Below are 18,604 nucleotides of genomic sequence, written 5' to 3'. Positions count from 1 at the left end.
CGGGCCGCACAGTGTAGAGCGTGACACCGTCACGAAACAGCAATGAGGTGGATCGAGACGCGAGCAGCGCAGACACACCGCTTTTCCCATTCCCGATTCCCCACTCCCGTTTCCCTGCCTCTCAGCGATCCAGCCAGCAGGCCAGGCCCTGCGCATTGAGCTCGATATCCATCTGCAGCACCCGCTCCACGCCGGCATCGTCGAGCGGGCAGCCATGCAGCCGCGCGCGCTCCAGGTACAGCGCGCTCAGCGCGGCGACCAGGCAACGATGGCGATCGGAACGCCCGTCGCAACCGCGCGCGATCGCCACCATCGCGTCGAGTTGTTCGAACAGGTCCGCCGCCAGCGTGTCCGCCGCGCCGACCGGGCCGTAGTGGGTCAGATACAGCGTCTCCGGCGCATGGCCGAGCATGCGCTGGATCGAGGCGCGCATCGCTTCCGGGTCGAACTGCACCGGCGAGGAGGTCGGGATCACGAACGCGCCCTGCGCGCTGTCCAGTTCGCGATAGGACAGACCGAAGGTGTCGCCGCTGAACCAGCTGCGGCTGCGCGCGTCCCACACGCACAGGTGATGGCGCGCGTGGCCGGGCGTATCGATGCACAGCAGTTCGCGCTCGCCCAGCCGCAGCCGATGGCCGTCCTCGGCGACGACGACGCGCTCGGCCGGCACCGGCACGATGGTGCCGTAGCTGCGCGCGATCTCGGCCGCGCCGTACACCGCGGTGGCGCCGGCGATCAGCCGCGCCGGATCGATCATGTGCGGCGCGCCGCGCGGATGCACCAGCAGGCGCGCGTTCGGCAGCTGCTGCAGCAGCGCGCCGGCGCCGCCGGCGTGGTCCAGGTGCACGTGGGTCAGGATCAGCCAGTCCACGTCGCCCGGCGCCAGGCCGGCGCCGTCGAGCGCGGCCAGCATGGCCGGCAGCGAGTGGCTGGTGCCGCAATCGACGAACGCGCCGCGTCCGTTCTCCACGATCAGGTAGGCCGCATCGAACTGCGCGCGCTGGAAGCCGGTGTCGATGAGATGGATGCTGGGGTCGCGTGGCATGCGCAGGGCGTTGGCTGGGCGAACCTCCATTCCAGACCGTATGGAAGCGGTTGCCAGCCCCGCTGGCTACGCCTCGGTCTCCAGGCAATCCACGGCACCCGCGGTGCCATCGGGACATGCCGTCCTGACGTACTGCTGCGCGAATGACCCACGCTGACAGTCAACCACGATCTTCAGCCGTTGTGGGAGGGACTTCAGTCCCGACGCCTTACCGCCAAGGCCTCGTCGGGACTGAAGTCCCTCCCACAAAATCCATGGCCGAACCCGCGGCCGGCTCTCACTTCAACCCGCGTCGCGCAGCCGCTGCAGCGCGGCCAGCACGGCCTCGGCCGGCACCGCCAGGGCGAGCTCCGCGCTGTGCAGCGCATCGGCCTGCACGGCCTGCTTGAGCGCGCCGATCACGCGCCCGGCCTCGCGCGGCGAATCGAAGCCGCCGCTCTGCAGCAGCAGCGCGCCCTCGCCGTCGAGCAGCTTGAAGTAGAAGCGGCCGTCGCCTTCGCGGTACTGCTTGAAGCTCGGCAGCGCCTGCCTGGCCGCGGCGGCATCGGCGTGCCCGGCCTCGCGCAGCGACAGGTCGCGCAGGCCCACCGCATGCCGCAGTTCGGCCAGGAACGGGGTGGCATAGCGCGCGCGCAGGCGCTGCGCGTTGTCGCGCAGGATCGCCTCGATCTCGCCCGGCCGCGCCATCAACGCCTCGTAGCGCTCGCGCAGCGGCGCGATCTCCGCATCGATGCGCGCGAACAGCTGCTGCTTGGCCTCGCCCCAGCCGATGCCGCCGGCGAAGGCCTGCGCGAACGCAGCGGTTTCCTCGGCAGTGGCGAAGGCCTGGTACAGCTGGAACAGCGCCGAGCCCTCGGTGTCCTTCGGCTCGCCCGGCGCGCGCGAATCGGTGACGATCGCGAACACGCGCTTCTTCAGCTCCTCGCGCGGGGCGAACAACGGAATCGTGTTGTCGTAGCTCTTGCTCATCTTGCGCCCGTCCAAGCCGGGCAAGGTGGCCACGTTCTCGTCGATCAGCGCTTCGGGCAGGGTGAAGTAGTCGTGGCCGTAGACGTGGTTGAAGCGCTGGCCGAAATCGCGCGCCATCTCGATGTGCTGGATCTGGTCGCGGCCCACCGGCACCTGCTGCGCGTTGAACAGCAGGATGTCGGCGGCCATCAGCACCGGGTACATGAACAGTCCGGCGCTGACCCCGGCATCGTCGTCCTCGCCGTCGGCGCGGTTCTTGTCCACCGCCGCCTTGTAGGCGTGGGCGCGGTTGAGGATGCCCTTGCCGGCGACGCAGGTCAGGAACCAGGTCAGCTCGTTGGTTTCCGGTACGTCCGACTGGCGGTAGAACCACACCTTCGACGGATCCAGCCCGGCCGCCAGCCACGACGCGGCGATCTCCAGGGTCGAGCGCTGGGTACGCGCCGGGTCCTGCGCCTTGATCAGGCTGTGCAGGTCGGCCAGGAAATAGAAGCTCTCGATGCCGGGCCGCAGGCTGGCCTGCAATGCCGGGCGGATCGCGCCGACGTAGTTGCCCAGGTGCGGGGTGCCGGAGGTGGTGATGCCGGTAAGGACGCGGGTGGTCATGCGGGGAATCGACGGCCAGAAGAAAACCCGCCGAGTTTAACCGCTGCGCGGCAACCCCGTTCCGGCGCATGGCGCGTTCAACGCTGGGTCCCTTCCTCGAGTCGCCGCGATGCGCACCCTCGTCCGCCTGCTTTCGATCCGCCCGATCGGCCCGATCTCGATCGCCTTGCTGTGCATCGGCCTGTTGTGCGGTTTCCGCCCCTACCCCGCGCCGCCCGCGTCCGCCCCGCTGGTGGAGCTGAGCGTGATCGACCGCGACGCCGACGGCGCCGACCTGCCGCAGTACGTGCAGCGCGGCGAGCGCTGGATCGCCGCCGCGCCCGGCCACCGCTATGCGCTGCGCCTGACCAACCGCAGCGGCCGCCGCGTGCTGGCGGTGCTGTCGGTGGACGGGGTCAACGCGGTCAGCGGCCAGACCGCGGCCAGCGACCAGCGCGGCTACGTGCTGGCGCCCTGGCAGAGCACCGAGATCGCCGGCTGGCGCAAGTCGCAGCGCGAGATCGCGCAGTTCGTGTTCACCGACCTCGCCGACAGCTACGCCGCGCGCACCGGCCGCCCCGACAACGTCGGCGTGATCGGCATGGCGGTGTTCGAGGAAGCGCCGACGAGCGTGCCGCAGGCGAGCGTCGAGCAGGACAGCGAACAGCGGTACGGCGAGCGCGCTGCGGCGCCGGTCGCAGCCGCGCCCGCCGCCGCCGCACGCGCGCAGGAAAGCGACGCGGCGCAAGGCAGGATGCAGCGCCTGGGCACCGGCCATGGCGAACGCGAATGGTCGCCGTCCAGCGTCACCGAATTCGAACGCGCCAGCGACGTGCCGCGGCAGCGCCTGCAATTGCGCTACGACAGCCATGCGCGGCTGGTCGCGCGCGGGGTGATCCCGCGGCCGCGCCCCTACCCGCGCGTGGCCGACGTCCCGCAGGCCTTCCCCGGCGACTTCGTGCCGGATCCGCCGGCGCGCTGAGCCTGCACGACCGCGCAAAAACAAACGGGCCGCATCGCGGCCCGTCTTTCCGCGCAAGGCGCATGGATCGCCTCAGTCGCGGTATTCCTTGCCCAGGCCGTCCTGGAACGTGCGCACTTCCTTCTCGGCACGGTCGCGATCCCAGCCGTAGCGTTCCTGCAGCTTGCCCGACAGGTACTGCGCATTGCCGGTGGCCACGTCGAAATCGTCGTCGGTCAGGTCGCCCCATTGCGCCTTGATCTTGCCCTTGAGCTGGGTCCACTTGCCGGAAATGATGTCTTTGTTCATAGCATCGCTCTCGTTGAAGGTGGGCGGCGATTGCACCGCGGGCACAGCATTGCGCCGGCGCCGTTGCCGATCGATCAATGCGCCGTCAACGGCGCATGAGTGCGCTGAATCGTTTAGCGCGAATCTGCCGATACGCGCTGAAAAACGCGCAAAAAAAAACGGGCCGGCAAGCCGACCCGTCTTTCGTCACCGAGCGCTGGGCTCAGTTCTTCGCGGCGTCTTCGACCTTCTCGCCGGCGCTCTTCACGTCCTTGCCGGCACCGGCAACCGTGTTGCAGCCCGACAGCAGGCCCACCGAAAACATCGCCAGCAGCATCCACGCAAAAGTACGCTTCATAGATCTCACTCCTTCTTGGTCATGGGAACGCGGCGCAGGTGGCCGCGCGGGGTTACGCATTGGGTAATCGGTCAACGCCAAACCACTGCGGACAATCGATCAGCACTTGCCGTCTTTGCAATCGTCGGCCTTGGTTTCCACCTTGTCGCCGGCCTTCTGCATGTCCTTGCCGGCACCGGCCATGGTGTTGCAGCCAGTCAGCATGCCCGCGCAGAACAGGGTCAGCATCATCAAGGTGAGCAGTCGCTTCATCGTGGAGTCCTCGCAGTGGATCGGATCTGGGTGGTGGCGGCGATAGCCGTTGCCGAGCTACCGTCTGGCGGTGAATCTGACTTCACGACTGTGGATTTCACGTGAATGAAGCGCGGCAATGTTCAGCTTCGTGGCGAAAACCGCGTCAATCGCGCATCAGCGTGGACTTGCCGAACAGGCTCTCGACCAGGTCCACCGCCAGCTCGGCGGTCAGATTGCGATGGTCCAGCACCGGATTGAGCTCCACGATGTCCAGCGACCCCATGCGTCCGCTGTCGGCGATCATCTCCATCACCAATTGCGCTTCGCGGTAATTCGGTCCGCCGGGCACGGTGGTGCCGACACCAGGCGCGATGCTCGGGTCGAGGAAATCCACGTCGAAGCTGACATGCAGGTGGGTGTCGGCGTCGAGCCCGTCCAATGCCGCTTCCATGGTCCGCTTCATGCCCATCTCGTCGATGTAGCGCATGTCGTACACGTCGATGCGGTGCTGCTTGATCAGCCGCTTCTCGTCCGGATCCACCGAGCGGATGCCGATCTGGCGGACCTGCTCCGGGCGCAGCGCCGGCGCGGCGCCGCCCAGTTCGGTCAGCGCCTGCGGCCCCAGCCCGCACAGGCAGGCCACCGGCATGCCATGCACGTTGCCCGACGGGGTCACCTCGCTGGTATTGAAGTCCGAATGCGCATCCAGCCACAGCACCCGCAGCTTGCGCCCCTGTTCGCGGCAATGCCGGGCCACCGCGGTGATCGAGCCGATGCCCAGGCAATGATCGCCGCCGAGCATGATCGGCATGCGCCCGCCGCGCAGCTCGGCGTAGCTGGCCTCCATCAGCGCGCGGTTCCAGGCCACCACTTCGTCCAGGTGGCGATAGCCGCCGACCGGGGACTGCCACGGGTTGCGCGGACCGTCGAGGTTGCCCAGGTCGCGCACCTCGATGCCGCGATTGGCCAGCGCCTCGTGCAGGCCGGCGATGCGCAGCGCCTCCGGCCCCATGCGCGCACCGCGGTGACCGGCGCCGATGTCGGTAGGAACGCCGATCAGGGTCACCGGCAAAAAAGAGGAACTCATGCGGACACGCTCCAGCGAAAGTGTGCGCCAGTCTAGCGAGCCGCCCGCAGCGCGACCCGCCGCGGCGCAGCAGGACGGACACTGACGGTGTGCGCCGGTTGCCGGAAATACACGGGAAATGCAGCGCTGCAGCGTGCTTGCGCGCGAGATCGACACGAGGAGGGCGCAGCGTGACACGGGCCTGCGCGATGCGATGCATGAAGTGTGGTGCCGCTTGTCCGAATCGAACGGACGACCTACTGATTACAAATCAGTTGCTCTACCGACTGAGCTAAAGCGGCACGGGGACTGCAGCGCCCGCGCTGCGGGCCGTCGCAGTCTACCTGCTGGCAGGCCGCTGCGGCACATCGCGGTGGCGGTGCTGGACCGCGAGCCGCGCCGGCCGCACACGACCGAAGCAGCTGCAGCGCGGCATTCTAGCGCAGCGTGGCGCAGTCCAGCGCGCGTTGCCGCTGCGCGCCGAGTTGCCGGCGCAGCGCCGTGGCCTGCGCGGCGGAGTCGGTCCGCAGGTCCAGCCACCAGCGCGACTGGCCGCTGCCGCCGCTGGGGATCAGATCGACGTTGAAGCCGGCCTTGGCCAGTTCGGCCTTGCGGCGCTCGGCGCCTTCGCGGCTGCGGTACTGGCCCAGGGCGATGGCATTGCCGGCGTCGCCCTGGCGGATCGGGTAGTAGTCGCGGATGCCGGCGGCGACGATGCGGTCGACCGCCACCTTGACCCCGTCCTCGCCGCCGATGGTCGGCAGCAGCACGCGGAAGCTGGTGGCGTCGCCGTCGCCGACCTCGCGCAGGCGCGGGCGCGACGCGGCGGCGCCAAGTGCGGCGGCCGCCGTCTCGGCGGCGGCGCGGTCCGGATACGGGCCCAGGCTCAGGCACACGGCGGCGGCGGCGGCAGGCTCGGCGGCGGCAGCCGCTGCGGCGCTGGACGCTTTGGGCGGCGGCGGCGGCGCGGCGGCGGCAGCCGGCGCGGTGGCGGCGGGCACTGCGGTTGTGGGCACTGCGCTGGTCGCAGGCGCGTCCGCCACCGGCACAGTGGCGACCGCGGCCGGCACGGTGGCAGGGTGGACGGCAGGTGTCGGTGCCGCCGCCGCGGCAGCCGGTTCCGCAGGCGCGGCCTGCGGCACGGACGCGGACGCCGGCACCAGTTGCAGCGTCGCCACGCCGGCCGGCAATGCCGGCATCGGTGCCGGCGCCGGGGTCTGCGGCTGCGTCGCCCACCACAGCGCGACGCCGAGATTGAGGATGGCCAGGACGACGAGCAGGGCGCGGACGAGCATGCGCGGATTCTACCCGGCGGACCCGGCCGCGGCGTGCGCCTGCGCCCACAGCGCCAACCCGTCCAGGACCAGCGATGGCCGCTGCTCGGCCGCCGGCAACGCGTGCAGCAACGGTGGCGCGCCGCCGCCGTGCAGCAGCAGCCGCGGCCGCCGCGCCAGCAGCGCCTCGCCCTGCTGCAGGCTGCGCTCGATCAGCGCCAGCGCCGCGCCATCGCAACCGGAGGCCAGCGCATCGGCGGTATCGGCGGCGAACTCGCGATAGTCGCCGCCCTCGGCCGGCAGCTGCGCGGCGCGCTGCTGCAGGGCCTGGCGCATCGTGGTCGGCGACGGCGCGATGCGCCCGCCGTGGTGCAGGCCGTCGCGATCGAGCAGATCCAGGGTCAGCGCGGTGCCGACCCCCACCACCAGCACATCGCCGGCGCCATGCGCGGCGAGCAGGGCCAGGAAACGGTCCACGCCGAACCTGTGCGGCTGCGCATAGGCGATGCGCACGCCGGCGCAGACCGCCTCGGTGTGCGCCACCTGCACCTGCGCGAAGCGGGCGCGCAGCGCGTCCAGCACCGTGGCGGTCAAGCCCGGCGCGGCGACGCTGGCGACATAGGCGGTGTCGCCGCGCGGCAAGGCCGCCACCGCGGCCGCGTCCATCGCTTCGGCCCCGTGCGGCCAGGCCTGCACCGCAGCGGCGCGGCCGTGTTCCAGCGCAGCGAACTTGAAGCGCGAATTGCCCAGGTCGAACAACCAATCGCTCATACCGGCCTCACGCTGACTTCGCCGGCATGCAGCGGGCGCTCGCCATCGGCGAAGGCCACCCGCAGCGCACCGTCGTCGGCCAGGCCCAGCGCCACGCCCTCGCGCGCCACGCCGCCCTCGTCGATGCGGATCGCGCGCCCGGCCAGCAGGTCCAGCGCGGCGTAGCGCGGCAGGAACGGCGCCAGGCCCTGCGCGTCGAACAGCGCCAACGCCGGCAGCAGATGCGACAGCACCATCGCGGCGATCGCGTTGCGCGAGACCTCGGCGTCGGCGTCGGCGCCGGCCAGCGTGGCCAGGTCGGTCCACGGCTGGCCGATGCTCGCGGCGCTGGCCGCCGGCATGCGCACGTTGAGTCCCAGGCCGATCACCGCGCGCGCCGGCCCGGCGAACTCGCCGCCGCCTTCGACCAGCAGCCCGCCGAGTTTGCGCCCGTCGGCGAGCAGGTCGTTCGGCCATTTCAGCCCGACCGTGGCGAAGCCGGCCGCGCGCAGCGCCTCGGCCACGGCGACGCCGGCGGCCAGGCTCAAGCCACCCAGCCGCCCCAGCCCGCCGTCGAAGCCGCGCGCCACCGACAGGTACAGGTGCGCCGCCAGCGGCGAGGCCCAGACCCGGCCGCGGCGGCCGCGGCCGCCGGTCTGGCGCTCGGCCAGCAGCACCTCGCTGCCGCGCGCCGGCGCCGGCCGTGCCAGCAGGGTGCTGTTGCTGGAGGCCAGGCTCCAGGCGATCTCCAGCCCGGCCAACTCGTCGCGCGCGGCCGGCGCCAGCGCGGCGCGGATACCCCCGGCCTCGAGCAATTCCAGCGGCCGAGCCAACCCGTAGCCCTCGCCGGCGCGGCCGTCGATCTCCACCCCGGCCGCGCGCAGGCCCTGGATGCGCTTCCATACCGCGGCCCGGGTCAGCCCGAACGAGCGCGCCAGGGCGTCGCCGGAAAGGCGGCCCTGGCTGAGCCGGGTCAGTAGTTCGCGCTCGTCCACGCAGATTCCATCGCCTCGTTTCAATCCACACGCCCCTGAAGACGTGACCTCGAATCGGAAAAGTATGCGGGAAGCGCCCTCCCCGCGCCCAGCGCCGGCCCTGCAACGGGTAAAAACCGCGTTAGAATCGCGATTCACCGCCGCTCGCCCTGGATGCCGACGATGCGCCGCTTCCTGCCGTGCCTGATCCTGCTGCTGCTCCCGCTGGCTGCCGTCCACGCGTCCGAAGCGCTGACGAACAAGCAGCGCAACGACTGCGTCTACGCCGACACCACCGAGGCGGACGCCGTCCAGGCGCGCCCGGCCTCGACGGCGCGCCCGCCCGCCGCGGCGGCCAAGCCCGCCGCGCCGAGCGGTGGCGGCAGCGACAGCGACCTGGTGCCGCGCCTGCGCATGCCCAAGTGGCACAGCTTCCTGCCGGGGATGTTCCGCTGATCCCACGCTGGTTGCGCTGGCTGCGACCGGCGCCTGTTGCGATCGACGACACGACCTGGCAACGGGTGCGGCAGCGCTGCGCGTGGGTGCCGGCGCTGGATGCCGAACGCGAGCGCAGGCTGCGCACGCTGGCCGCGCACTTCCTGCAACGCAAGACCATCTCGCCGCTGCACGGGCTGACCCTGGATGCGGCGCAGCGCACCGTGCTGGCGGCGCTGTGCTGCCTGCCGTTGCTGGAGTTCGGCGCCGACGGCCTGCGCGGCTGGTCGCAAGTGCTGGTGTATCCGGACGCGTTCCGCGTGCAGCGCAGCCATGTCGATGCGGCCGGCGTGCTGCACGAGTGGGAAGACGAACTGATCGGCGAATCCTGGGACAGCGGCCCGCTGATCCTGTCCTGGGCCGATGTGCAGGCCGACCTGGACGACCCGCATGCAGGCTACTGCGTGGCGGTGCACGAGATGGCGCACAAGCTCGACGTGCTCGACGGCGCGCTGGACGGCACCCCGCCGCTGCCGCGCGACTGGCAGCGGCGCTGGGCCGCGGATTTCCAGCGCAGCTACGACGCGTTCTGCAAGCGCGTGGACCGCGGCCGCGCCAGCGCGATCGACGCCTATGCCGCCGAGGCGCCGGAAGAATTCTTCGCGGTGGTCAGCGAATACCACTTCTCCGCGCCGGAACGGTTGCAGCGCGAGATGCCGGACGTGGCCGCGCACCTGGCACGCTTCTATGGCCGTTCTCCGTTCGCTGCGGCGTAACCGCTCGGTCATAGGCGCACAGACCACGGCATGACCAATGCCCTGCAGGAGCGGTTTCAACCGCGACGATCGGAGCGGTGAACCCTGCGGCTGCGGACGCTGTCGGGACTGAAGTCCCTCCCACAGTGCACCCAGTTGGCTCGCTACTGTCTGTGCAGGAGCGGCTTCAACCGCGCCAAGCGAAGCAGCGGGCGCACAGCATCCGACGATGGGTCAGTGCACCCAGCCAGCTTGCCGCAAGCCCCTGTGGGAGCGACTTCAGGGCACCTCCAACAACCCCAAGAAACCCGGCTAAAGCGCTCGCAATTCATTGATGCGCACAACGTGCAATTTTTGGGAATCGAGGTTATCGGAGGTGCCCTTCAGCCGCGGCCGGCGCAGTGGCAGACATCACGGTGCCGGATAGCGCCGGGGACTGAAGCCCGTTTCTGCAGGTGCGCCGAGTCGGCCCGCCGCCGCGCGTGCGGCAATGCCGCATCGCGCGCCTCACACCAGTTGCAGATCCCGCGCATGCGCCTGCGGGAACACCTGCTGCAACTGCGCCGGCGACAGGCCCCACATGCGGCTCAGCAGGCCGGCGAACAGGTCGCGGTAGTTGGTCAGCACCGGGTAGTCGCGATCCTGGAACAGTTTTTCCTTGCTCACCGCGACCTGTTCGCCGGCGATGCGGCCGCCGTTGACCGCGCCGCCCATCACCCAGTACGTGGTGCCGTGGCCGTGGTCGGTGCCCTTGTCGCCATTCTCGCGGAAGGTGCGGCCGAATTCGGACAGCACCACCACCACGGTATTGCGCCACTCCGGTCCCAGCGCCTCGGCATAGGCGGCCAGGCCCTCGGACAGGTTGCCGAGATTGGTCGCCAGGGTGCCGTCGGTGCTGCCCTGGTTGACGTGCGTGTCCCAGCCGCCGACATCGACGAAGCCGAGCCGATAGCGCTCGCGCATCAGCGTGGCGATGCGCCGGGTCTCCTCGGCGAAGGTGCGCGCGCTGGCGGCGCCGCGGTTGGCCTGCTGCATTTCGTCCTGCAACGCCTGCGACACCTGCTGGCGCAGCGCCAGGCCCTCGTGCGCGGCGCTGGCCAGGGTCGTGCCCTGGTACATCTGCGCCAGGATCCCGGCCTGGCGCTGGTCGAAAGCGGGGGTCGGATTGCGCTTGAGCGACAGGTTGGGAATGTCGCCGCCGCCCTGGAAGCTCAGCGGCAGCGAATCGGTGAAGGCGATCGCCGGGGTGCCGGTGGCCACCTGCGACAGCCGCGCCAGGAAGCCGGAGCGGTAGTCGCTGCGCTGTCCGGCCGGTTGCCCGGCCTCGATGCTGTCCTGGGTTTCGAAATGGCTGCGCGACAGGTCGTCGGTGCCGGCGAACGGCACGAATGCCAGCTGCTTGTCGTCCCACAGCGGCTGCAAGGTATCGCGCAGCCGCGGGTTCAGGCCCCACTGCGTGTCCAGCGCGATGGCGCTGTTGGGGTTGGCCGGATCCGGCCGCGCGATCGCCAGGGTCGGCCGCGACGCGTAGTAGAAATCGCTGGCGTAGGGAATCAGCAGATTGTTGCTGTCGTAGCCGCCGCGCAGGAACACCACCAGCAGGCGCGGCGAGGGTGCCGGCGCGGCGAACAGGCGCCCGGCGAACGGCAGACTGGCCGCGGCGGCGGCGGACGCGAACAGGAAATGGCGACGGTGCATGGGATGGACCTCCGTGATCGCCGGGCGTGGCGGCAACCGCCGCGCCCGGCGCTATGGGCCGGATCAGCGGTAGTTGAAGTCGGGCGAGGCCAGCAGGAACGCATTCCACTCCTGCTGCGATCGCGCCTGCGCCAGCGCCTGGCGGGTGGTCGCGCCGAGTTGCGGCTCGATCGCCTGGTAATACAGCGGCGTGGTCAGTTGCGGAAAGCCGCCGCGCTGCTGGCCGTCGCTGGTGAACAGCTGCGTATTGCCGCCGCCGATCGCCCGCGCGATCTCGAAACGCTGCGCCATCTGCCCGGAACTGTTCCAGGCGCTGGACTGCAGCGGCCAGCCGTCGGGGGTGATGCGGCCATAGGTCGGTTCGCCCATCTGGCTCAGCCAGCCCAGCAGCGGCTGCGGATTGACGAGGGTCTGCCCGTCGTAGGCCAGGCGCAGCGACGACACCAGGAAGCGGTACGGATCCTTGAACTTGTGCGGCGCGCCGGCGGCCATTTCCGGCGCGGTGAACATCACCTGCAGCACGTCGGCGATATCGCCATCGCTACGCTGGAAGGCGCGCGCCATCTTCTCCACCAGCGCCGGCGGCGGATCGTCGGCAATGAAATACTCGGCCAGGCGCCGCGACACGAAGTGTGCGCAGGCCGGCTGGCGCACGATCAGCTGCACCGCGCGCTGGACCTCGTCGAAACCGCCGCCGGCGATGCGCTGGCCGAGCAGGGTCTTGTCGCCGGGCTGGTGCCGCGCCGGATTGAATTCGAACGCGCCGCGGCGCAGGTACTGCGCCTGCTGCGGCGGCGGCAGTTTCGGCGGCGCATCGCGGTTGGGCGGGGCGATGCCGACGCCGGTGAGGATCAGCGCCAGCTGCTGCACGTCGCGCTGGCTGTAGCCGCCGTCCACGCCCAGCGTGTGCAACTCCATCAGTTCGCGCGCATAGTTCTCGTTGACCTTGCCCTTGGCGTTCTGCGCGTTGTCCAGGTACTCGAGCATGGCCGGGCTCTGCAGCGTCGCCATCACCAGGTCGGAGAACTTGCCCAGCGCATGCGGGCGGATCGCGTTGTCGGTGTAGTCGGCGACGGTCCAGTGCAGGCGGCCCTTGTCGGCGAACACGCTGAAATGGTTGAGCCAGAACCACACCATCTGCTCGCGCAACTGGTCGCGCGAATACACCGCGCGCAGCAGCTGCGCCTGCCGCGCCTGCGCCAGCAGCGCATCGGCGCGCTGCTGCAGTGCTTTCTTCGCCGCGATCTTGGCCTCGCCGTCGGGCATCGCCTTGATGTACTGCTGGCGCGCGTCCAGTTGCTTGAGCAACTCCTGCACCGGCGTATGCAACGCCTCGTAGCCGTCCAGTTGCGTGCGCACCGCGGCGGGCAGGGCGTCGTCGCCGCTGGAGGCCTGCAACTGGTCGCGCAGGAAGCGCTTGCGTCCGTCGTGCTGCAGCTGCGACATGCTGGCGCTGTCCAGCCCGGTGGTCATCGATTGCAGCCAGCGCGCGTCGTCGCGCTCCAGCACCTTCTGGCTGCCGGCGATGGCGCCCACGGTGAACAGCACCAGCAACAGCGACAGCAGCAGCCGCTGCGCGTTGCGCAACGCGCGGCGCCCATGCACGCGCAGACGCGATACGGGACGATGCCGGGGCTCGGGCATGCGGCACTCCTTGGACGGAAAAACCGGGTGTGACGACTCGCGCAGTATCCGCGTCTGCCTGCGCCAGGCGTTAAGCCGATGTCGGAAGCCGCCGCGACGTTTGCGCGGGATTCACCTGAAGCACACGGACGCTGTGCGGCTACAGTCCCGGCGGCATGGTGACCAGGAAGCGCGCGCCGCCCAGCTCCTCGGAACGGCTCACCTGCAGTTCGCCGCGGTAGCCCTTGACCAGGTCCTGCACGATCGCCAGGCCGATGCCGTGGCCGTGCACGCGTTCGTCGCCGCGCACGCCGCGCTGCAGGATGTGCGCCACTTCCTCCGGCGCGATGCCGGGGCCGTCGTCCTCCACCGAGATCACCAGGCCGGCGCGGCGGCTGCCGGCGGCCGGGGCCGGACGCACGCTCAGCAGCACCCGCCGCCGCGCCCACTTGAAGGCGTTCTCGAGCAGGTTGCCGAGCAGTTCCTGCAGGTCGCCGGGTTCGCCGTGGAAGCGCGCGCTCGGCTCGATGTCGAACTCGCACAGCACGCCCTTGGCCGCGTACACCTTCTCCAGCCCGCGCACGATCTCCTCGGCGTTGGGTTCGATCGGCAGCGGCGCGGAGAACAGCTTGTGGCCGCTGGAAGCGGCGCGGCTGAGCTGGTAGGTCACCAGGTTGTTCATGCGCCGCAGCTGCGCGTCCAGTTCCTCGCGCAGCTCCGGGCCTTCGGTGCCGCTGTCGAGCTGGGTGCGCAGCACCGCCAGCGGCGTCTTCAGGCTGTGCGCCAGGTCGGCCAGGGTGTTGCGCTGGCGGTCCAGGTTCTCGCGCTCGCTCTCGATGAAGGCGTTGATGCTGTCGGTCAGCGGTTCCAGTTCGCGCGGATGGCGATCGCCCATGCGCACCGCTTCGCCGCGCTGCACCTTGGTCAGTTCGTTGATCACCCGTCGCAGCGGGCGCAGGCTCCATTGCAGAATGAAGGCCTGCAGCAGCAGCAGGATCAGCCCGGCACCGCCGAGGTTGAACCATACCCGGCCGCGGAACACGCGCAGTTGCGCACCCAGCGCGCGGGTGTCCTCCATGATGTAGATGGTGACCGGGGTTTCCTTGTCGCGGCGCACGTAGGCCAGGCCGATGCCGTAGCGGTAGACCTCGCCTTCGCTGCCGTCGATCTGGGTCATCGGCCAGGGGCCGTCGAAGGTTTCCTGGCGCGGTTCGAGCATGCCGCCCCTGGGCGGCAGCGGGCCCTCGCTGGACATCGAGATCCAGCGTTCGTTGGGCAGCACGATCTGCGCGTACAGGCCGCTGCCCGGCCGGTCGAAATGCGGGTCCGGCGGCGGCTTGTCGTTGTTGATGTACAGCGAGCCGTCGCGCGCCACGTCGACGTTGTTGGCGTAGGCGGTGGCGTAGCTCTTCAGGCGCTCGCGCAGGTTGCTCAGCGCGGTGTCGGCGAAGGCCTGGTCCAGCGCATAGCCGGCCGCGGCCAGGAACGCCACCAGGCTCAGGCTGGCGGCCAGCAGCTGGCGCGCCTGCAACGAGCGCGGGCGCCAGCGCTTGTACCACTTGGGCCGTGCCGCCACGCTGTCGCGTCCTTCGGTCGCTCGTCGCAGGCGCGTGGGATCAGCCTTCGGTGCGCGGGATCGCGAACCGGTAACCGCGACCGCGCACGGTCTCGATCGGCTTCAGTTCGCCGTCCGGATCCAGCTTCTTGCGCAAACGGCCGATGAACACTTCCAGCACGTTGGAGTCGCGATCGAAGTCCTGCTGGTAGATGTGCTCGGTGAGGTCGGCCTTGGAGACCAGTTCGCCGGCATGCATCATCAGGTACTCGAGCACCTTGTATTCGTAGCTGGTCAGATCGACGTTGCTGCCGCTGACGCTGACCGTCTGCGCCGCCAGATCCAGCGCCACCGGCCCGCATTCCAGGGTCGGCTTGCTCCAGCCCGCGGCGCGGCGCAGCAGCGCGTTGACCCGCGCCAGCAACTCCTCGACATGGAACGGCTTGACCAGGTAGTCGTCGGCGCCCTGCTTCAGGCCCTCCACCTTGTCCTGCCAGCTGGAACGCGCGGTGAGGATCAGCACCGGGAACTTCTTGCCTTCGTCGCGCAGCGCCTTGATCAGCTCCATGCCCGACATCTTCGGCAAGCCGAGATCGATGATGCCCACGTCGAACGGCACTTCGCGGCCCATGTACAGGCCTTCCTCGCCGTCCTGCGCCGCATCCACCGCGAAGCCTTCGCGCTTCAGGCGAGCAGCCAGGGTCTCTCGCAGCGGAGCTTCGTCTTCGACCAGAAGGATACGCATGAACTCTCCCTAGTGACTTACAGTTGGCCGGCGGCCGGGGCAGTGTGTATGACAAGCTGAACCAGACTATCCGGGCTCAGGGGTTATCGCCGCGTGGTGGTTCCTGCGCGTCGCTCGGGCGCGGCACGCGCGGCGGCGTGGCGCGGCCAGGCTGCGGATCGTCCATGTAGCGCACGCGGCCGCGGCCATCCATGTACTTGACGCGATTGATGTCGCGCCCGTCGAACGGCACACGCTCGGCACCGAGAATCTGTCCACCGGTAGACCGCTGCACCCGGCGCACCGCATCGGACAGCGAGCTGCCGTTGTCGCGCGCCCGGGCCGCCTCTCGGGCCGGCGCCATCGGCGGTACGCCTGGCGGGCCGGGCTGCTGCGCCCAGCCATGGCCGACCGCCATGAGCGCGAGCGCGATCACGGCAGTGGTACGGCAGCGGCGGAGAGTGGGCGAGGTCACGAGGTGGCATCCTAACGGACTGATCGGAAACGTTCAAAAGTCGTGAAACAGGGCACCCGGCAGCGGTGCCGCGATTTCGCAAAATCGAGCCAAATTCTTGATTTTTCGGGGTGAATCCGATCTGAACTTTTCCCGCCGCGGCCGCTTGCGTTCAGTGAAATGAACTCCCGGCACCGCGCCGGCAGGCCCTCGCCAGCGGCGCCTGACCCCGCCTCGGCAACGATCTGCCGCCCCTGCTGCGGCGGTGTCGGCTGCCGCAGCAAGCTGAACAAAGTAACTGAACGCGTATCCGAAAGGGAAGCGTGGCGTCGGTCGGGACAGCTTGCGTTGGGTCGCCGGGCGCCTTGGCGGAGGACAAACCGCCCGCCGGCCGGTGCACCACTACGCTGCGACCCGCGGTGTCCCCTCGGTCATGCGCAACGCCTGTTCCAGGAGCGCCCAGTCCGCGCCCGGCCGGTGCGCGCCCTCGCTGAGCACCTGGCGGAACGCGCGGCCGCCGGGCTGGCCGTGGAACAGGCCGAGCAGGTGCCGGGCGATGTGCTTGAGCGCGACGCCCTCGGCCAGGTGCGCCTCGACATACGGCCGCAGCGCACGCAGCAGCTCGGCGCGCGGCCGCGGCGCGGCGCCGGTCAGCGCCGCGTCCAGCCGGTGCAGCACGTAGGGATCGTGGTAGGCGGCGCGGCCCAGCATCACCCCATCCACCGATTCCAGCTGCGCCCGCGCCGTGTCCACGTCGGCCAACCCGCCATTGAGCACGATCTGCAACTGCGGGCGCTCGCGCTTGAGCCGGTAGGCCCAGTCGTAGCGCAGCGGCGGCACCTCGCGGTTCTCCTTCGGCGACAGGCCCTGCAGCCATGCGTTGCGCGCATGCACCACGAACAGCCCGCAGCCGGCGGCGGCGACCTGGTCGACGAAGGCGAGGAACCCCGCGTAATCGTCGTCCTGGTCCACCCCGAGCCGGCACTTCACCGTGACCGGGATGTCCACCGCCTGCCCCATCGCCCCCACGCAGTCGGCGACCAGCGCCGGCTCGCGCATCAGGCAGGCGCCGAAGCGCCCGGCCTGGACCCGGTCGGACGGGCAGCCGCAATTGAGATTGATCTCGTCGTAACCCCACTCCTGGCCGATCCGCGCCGCCTGCGCCAGCAGCGCCGGATCGCTGCCGCCGAGCTGCAGCGCCAGCGGATGCTCGACCGCATCGAAGCCCAGCAAGCGCTCGCGGTCGCCCAGCACCACGGCATTGGCGTGCACCATCTCGGTATACAGCCGCGCCGACGGCGCCAGCAGCCGGTGGAACACGCGGCAATGGCGGTCGGTCCAGTCCATCATCGGGGCGACCGAAAGACGAAAGGTCGCCTCATAGCGCGATTTCTCTCGCAGATCCAATGACATGCCTACATTTTCGTGATGGTTGGTTACGCTCATGATCGGTCGATTTTGCGAGCTTTCGGGTGCCCATTGCTAAGCTGGAGCTACGAGAATGGCCATGTAGCATCGGCCACATGAGAACAATCGTCAGCGGTGGTTGCAAAGGCAGATCACTAGAGTACACGGCCCAGATCCGCCCCCACCGGCAGAGCAAGCGCATCCACTCCGAGCCGGAGACCCTTGATCGCCGCCAACTGGCAACCGAATGAATGCGCCTCTGCAAGGCCCAGTTGGACAGCAACGCATGCCGCAGCAAGCCTCTAAGAAAGGCTCGATGTCAGTCGGGCTACTGGAGTGCTACCGTAAAGACATCGAGGAACCCCCGCATGGAGACGCACCAAGAATGTGGACCTCAAGGCTACGAAATCGCACAGAGAACGTGTTGCGGCTGACGAGGCCGAGCACGGAAAGACGTCTCGGAACGCCCCGTTCCCACGCACGAGTCCTGGACGATCTTGAAGAGGTACACCCACCTGCGGCCTGAGCAAGTCGAGGAACGCCCCACCAAGGCCACTTCATGACTCACTTGCCATTTATATCAAAACGGATATATTCATGCCTGCCAGGCCAATCGAGTTCTTGGGGGACTCCCTGCACCGTCTGCGGGAGTTCCCCGACGACGCGAAGCGAGATGCCGGATACCAGTTGGATCGCGTACAGCACGGACTGCAGCCGGACGACTTCAAACCCATGCCGACGATCGGCAAGGGCGTCGAGGAGATTCGGGTACGTGACGAGACTGGCGCCTACCGTGTCATCTACATGGCCCGATTGACCGATGCTGTCTACGTACTTCATGCCTTCCAGAAGAAGACGCAGGCCACTTCGAAACGCGACATCGACCTGGCGAAGCAACGCTTCGCCCTGCTAAGCAGGAAATGACCATGAGCAAGACCAAGACCGACCGATTCACCAGCGTCTGGGATGCGCTTGCAGATACCACCGAGGAAGCCGCCAACCTCAAGGTCCGCGCCGAACTGATGAGGAAGATCGCCTATCTGATCCAGGGAAGCGGCTGGACGCAGGCTGTTGCGGCTGAAAGGTGCGGCATCACTCAGCCACGCATCAATGACCTGCTGCGTGGTCGGATCTCTAGATTTTCGCTCGATGCGCTGGTGAACATCGCCGCCGCCCTGGGCCAGCAAGTCCACGTCGAGCTTGAAGCTGCCTGATCGATAACTAGTGACAGTCCGCACGCTCTCCCGATGGGTCGATCGCCTACTGAAGGGTTCGGTCACGATTGAATGCCCGCGCATGGAGATCCTTGGGCGCGACCATGAGCCGCCAGTTTTTACTGGACCAGGGCATATCAAGGTCGGTTCCGACAAGCGCATCTACTTCGTCATGCACGGCACTCCACGAGACGGATCCGATGCCTTCAAAAGGATAGTCCAGGCGCAGAGGCAT

21 protein-coding genes and 1 tRNA gene are annotated in these 18,604 nt (G+C 69.1%); 5 read left to right on the top strand and 17 right to left on the bottom strand.

Going from position 1 to position 18,604, the window contains the following annotated elements; translation table 11 throughout:
• Window positions 1–121 precede the first annotated feature (121 nt).
• Together NRY95_01915 and NRY95_01910 are read right to left on the bottom strand one after the other, a co-directional pair.
• A complete protein-coding gene (locus tag NRY95_01915; GenBank protein ID UYC16763.1) occupies window positions 122–1,045 on the bottom strand; it encodes an MBL fold metallo-hydrolase in 924 nt (307 codons plus the stop codon).
• 282 nt (window positions 1,046–1,327) lie between these two features.
• On the bottom strand, window positions 1,328–2,620 hold the full coding sequence (locus NRY95_01910) for a tryptophan--tRNA ligase (protein UYC16762.1): 1,293 nt from the start codon (window positions 2,618–2,620) through the stop codon (window positions 1,328–1,330).
• A gap of 109 nt (window positions 2,621–2,729) precedes the next feature.
• Here NRY95_01910 and NRY95_01905 point away from each other — a divergent pair, with 109 nt between their 5' ends.
• Window positions 2,730–3,581, top strand: a complete 852-nt coding sequence (locus tag NRY95_01905; GenBank protein UYC16761.1) for a hypothetical protein — start codon at window positions 2,730–2,732, stop codon at window positions 3,579–3,581.
• A gap of 72 nt (window positions 3,582–3,653) precedes the next feature.
• Here the strand turns inward: NRY95_01905 and NRY95_01900 are convergent, their stop codons facing one another.
• The 8 genes from NRY95_01900 to birA all read right to left on the bottom strand — a co-directional run bounded on the left by NRY95_01900 (window position 3,654) and on the right by birA (window position 8,525).
• Window positions 3,654–3,869: a CsbD family protein gene (locus tag NRY95_01900; GenBank protein UYC16760.1), complete on the bottom strand. Its 216-nt coding sequence runs from the start codon at window positions 3,867–3,869 to the stop codon at window positions 3,654–3,656.
• Between the two features lie 202 nt (window positions 3,870–4,071).
• Window positions 4,072–4,206: an entericidin A/B family lipoprotein gene (locus NRY95_01895; protein UYC16759.1), complete on the bottom strand. Its 135-nt coding sequence runs from the start codon at window positions 4,204–4,206 to the stop codon at window positions 4,072–4,074.
• 99 nt (window positions 4,207–4,305) lie between these two features.
• Complete coding sequence (locus tag NRY95_01890; protein ID UYC16758.1) at window positions 4,306–4,458, bottom strand: entericidin A/B family lipoprotein; 153 nt, start codon at window positions 4,456–4,458, stop codon at window positions 4,306–4,308.
• Between the two features lie 145 nt (window positions 4,459–4,603).
• Window positions 4,604–5,527: an arginase gene (gene rocF / locus NRY95_01885; GenBank protein UYC16757.1), complete on the bottom strand. Its 924-nt coding sequence runs from the start codon at window positions 5,525–5,527 to the stop codon at window positions 4,604–4,606.
• A gap of 205 nt (window positions 5,528–5,732) precedes the next feature.
• Window positions 5,733–5,808: transfer RNA gene (locus NRY95_01880), tRNA-Thr, on the bottom strand.
• Window positions 5,809–5,943: 135 nt separating this feature from the next.
• Window positions 5,944–6,801, bottom strand: a complete 858-nt coding sequence (locus NRY95_01875; protein UYC16756.1) for an SPOR domain-containing protein — start codon at window positions 6,799–6,801, stop codon at window positions 5,944–5,946.
• A gap of 9 nt (window positions 6,802–6,810) precedes the next feature.
• Entirely contained in the window at window positions 6,811–7,551 is a 741-nt protein-coding gene (locus NRY95_01870) for a type III pantothenate kinase (protein UYC16755.1), read from the bottom strand.
• The gene (gene birA, locus NRY95_01865) at window positions 7,548–8,525 is read right to left on the bottom strand and encodes a bifunctional biotin--[acetyl-CoA-carboxylase] ligase/biotin operon repressor BirA (protein ID UYC16754.1); all 978 of its coding nucleotides are present in this window, start codon (window positions 8,523–8,525) and stop codon (window positions 7,548–7,550) included. The genes NRY95_01870 and birA overlap by 4 nt, the downstream gene beginning before the upstream one ends.
• A 162-nt stretch (window positions 8,526–8,687) precedes the next feature.
• Between birA and NRY95_01860 the strand changes: the two genes are divergently transcribed.
• Together NRY95_01860 and NRY95_01855 are read left to right on the top strand one after the other, a co-directional pair.
• Window positions 8,688–8,960 carry a hypothetical protein gene (locus NRY95_01860; GenBank protein UYC16753.1) on the top strand — a complete coding sequence of 91 codons (273 nt, stop codon included), beginning with the start codon at window positions 8,688–8,690 and terminating at the stop codon, window positions 8,958–8,960.
• A complete protein-coding gene (locus NRY95_01855; protein UYC16752.1) occupies window positions 8,927–9,715 on the top strand; it encodes a zinc-dependent peptidase in 789 nt (262 codons plus the stop codon). Before NRY95_01860 ends, NRY95_01855 begins: the two co-directional genes overlap by 34 nt.
• A 486-nt stretch (window positions 9,716–10,201) precedes the next feature.
• On the opposite strand, the gene NRY95_01850 is transcribed toward NRY95_01855, so the two are convergent.
• The 6 genes from NRY95_01850 to dusA form a co-directional block, all read right to left on the bottom strand.
• A complete protein-coding gene (locus tag NRY95_01850; GenBank protein UYC16751.1) occupies window positions 10,202–11,392 on the bottom strand; it encodes a DUF1501 domain-containing protein in 1,191 nt (396 codons plus the stop codon).
• Between the two features lie 63 nt (window positions 11,393–11,455).
• Complete coding sequence (locus NRY95_01845) at window positions 11,456–13,036, bottom strand: DUF1800 domain-containing protein (protein UYC16750.1); 1,581 nt, start codon at window positions 13,034–13,036, stop codon at window positions 11,456–11,458.
• A 139-nt stretch (window positions 13,037–13,175) separates the two neighbouring features.
• A complete protein-coding gene (locus NRY95_01840; GenBank protein UYC18467.1) occupies window positions 13,176–14,546 on the bottom strand; it encodes a sensor histidine kinase in 1,371 nt (456 codons plus the stop codon).
• A gap of 85 nt (window positions 14,547–14,631) precedes the next feature.
• Entirely contained in the window at window positions 14,632–15,315 is a 684-nt protein-coding gene (locus tag NRY95_01835) for a response regulator transcription factor (protein UYC16749.1), read from the bottom strand.
• 76 nt (window positions 15,316–15,391) lie between these two features.
• The gene (locus NRY95_01830) at window positions 15,392–15,658 is read right to left on the bottom strand and encodes a hypothetical protein (GenBank protein UYC18466.1); all 267 of its coding nucleotides are present in this window, start codon (window positions 15,656–15,658) and stop codon (window positions 15,392–15,394) included.
• 492 nt (window positions 15,659–16,150) lie between these two features.
• Complete coding sequence (gene dusA / locus NRY95_01825) at window positions 16,151–17,161, bottom strand: tRNA dihydrouridine(20/20a) synthase DusA (GenBank protein ID UYC16748.1); 1,011 nt, start codon at window positions 17,159–17,161, stop codon at window positions 16,151–16,153.
• Between the two features lie 591 nt (window positions 17,162–17,752).
• On the opposite strand from dusA, the gene NRY95_01820 reads away from it, so the two are divergent.
• Entirely contained in the window at window positions 17,753–18,079 is a 327-nt protein-coding gene (locus NRY95_01820; protein ID UYC16747.1) for a type II toxin-antitoxin system RelE/ParE family toxin, read from the top strand.
• A gap of 2 nt (window positions 18,080–18,081) precedes the next feature.
• Window positions 18,082–18,369, top strand: coding sequence for an XRE family transcriptional regulator (locus tag NRY95_01815; GenBank protein UYC16746.1), 288 nt, complete (start codon window positions 18,082–18,084; stop codon window positions 18,367–18,369).
• Window positions 18,370–18,415: 46 nt separating this feature from the next.
• On the opposite strand, the gene NRY95_01810 is transcribed toward NRY95_01815, so the two are convergent.
• Window positions 18,416–18,604, bottom strand: coding sequence for a hypothetical protein (locus NRY95_01810; GenBank protein UYC16745.1), 189 nt, complete (start codon window positions 18,602–18,604; stop codon window positions 18,416–18,418).

The sequence above is a fragment of the Xanthomonas campestris pv. phormiicola genome (assembly GCA_025666215.1).
GTDB lineage: Bacteria > Pseudomonadota > Gammaproteobacteria > Xanthomonadales > Xanthomonadaceae > Xanthomonas_A > Xanthomonas_A campestris_A.
The sequence above is the reverse complement of the archived record's forward strand: the minus strand, read 5'-3'. Positions and strand labels throughout refer to the sequence as shown.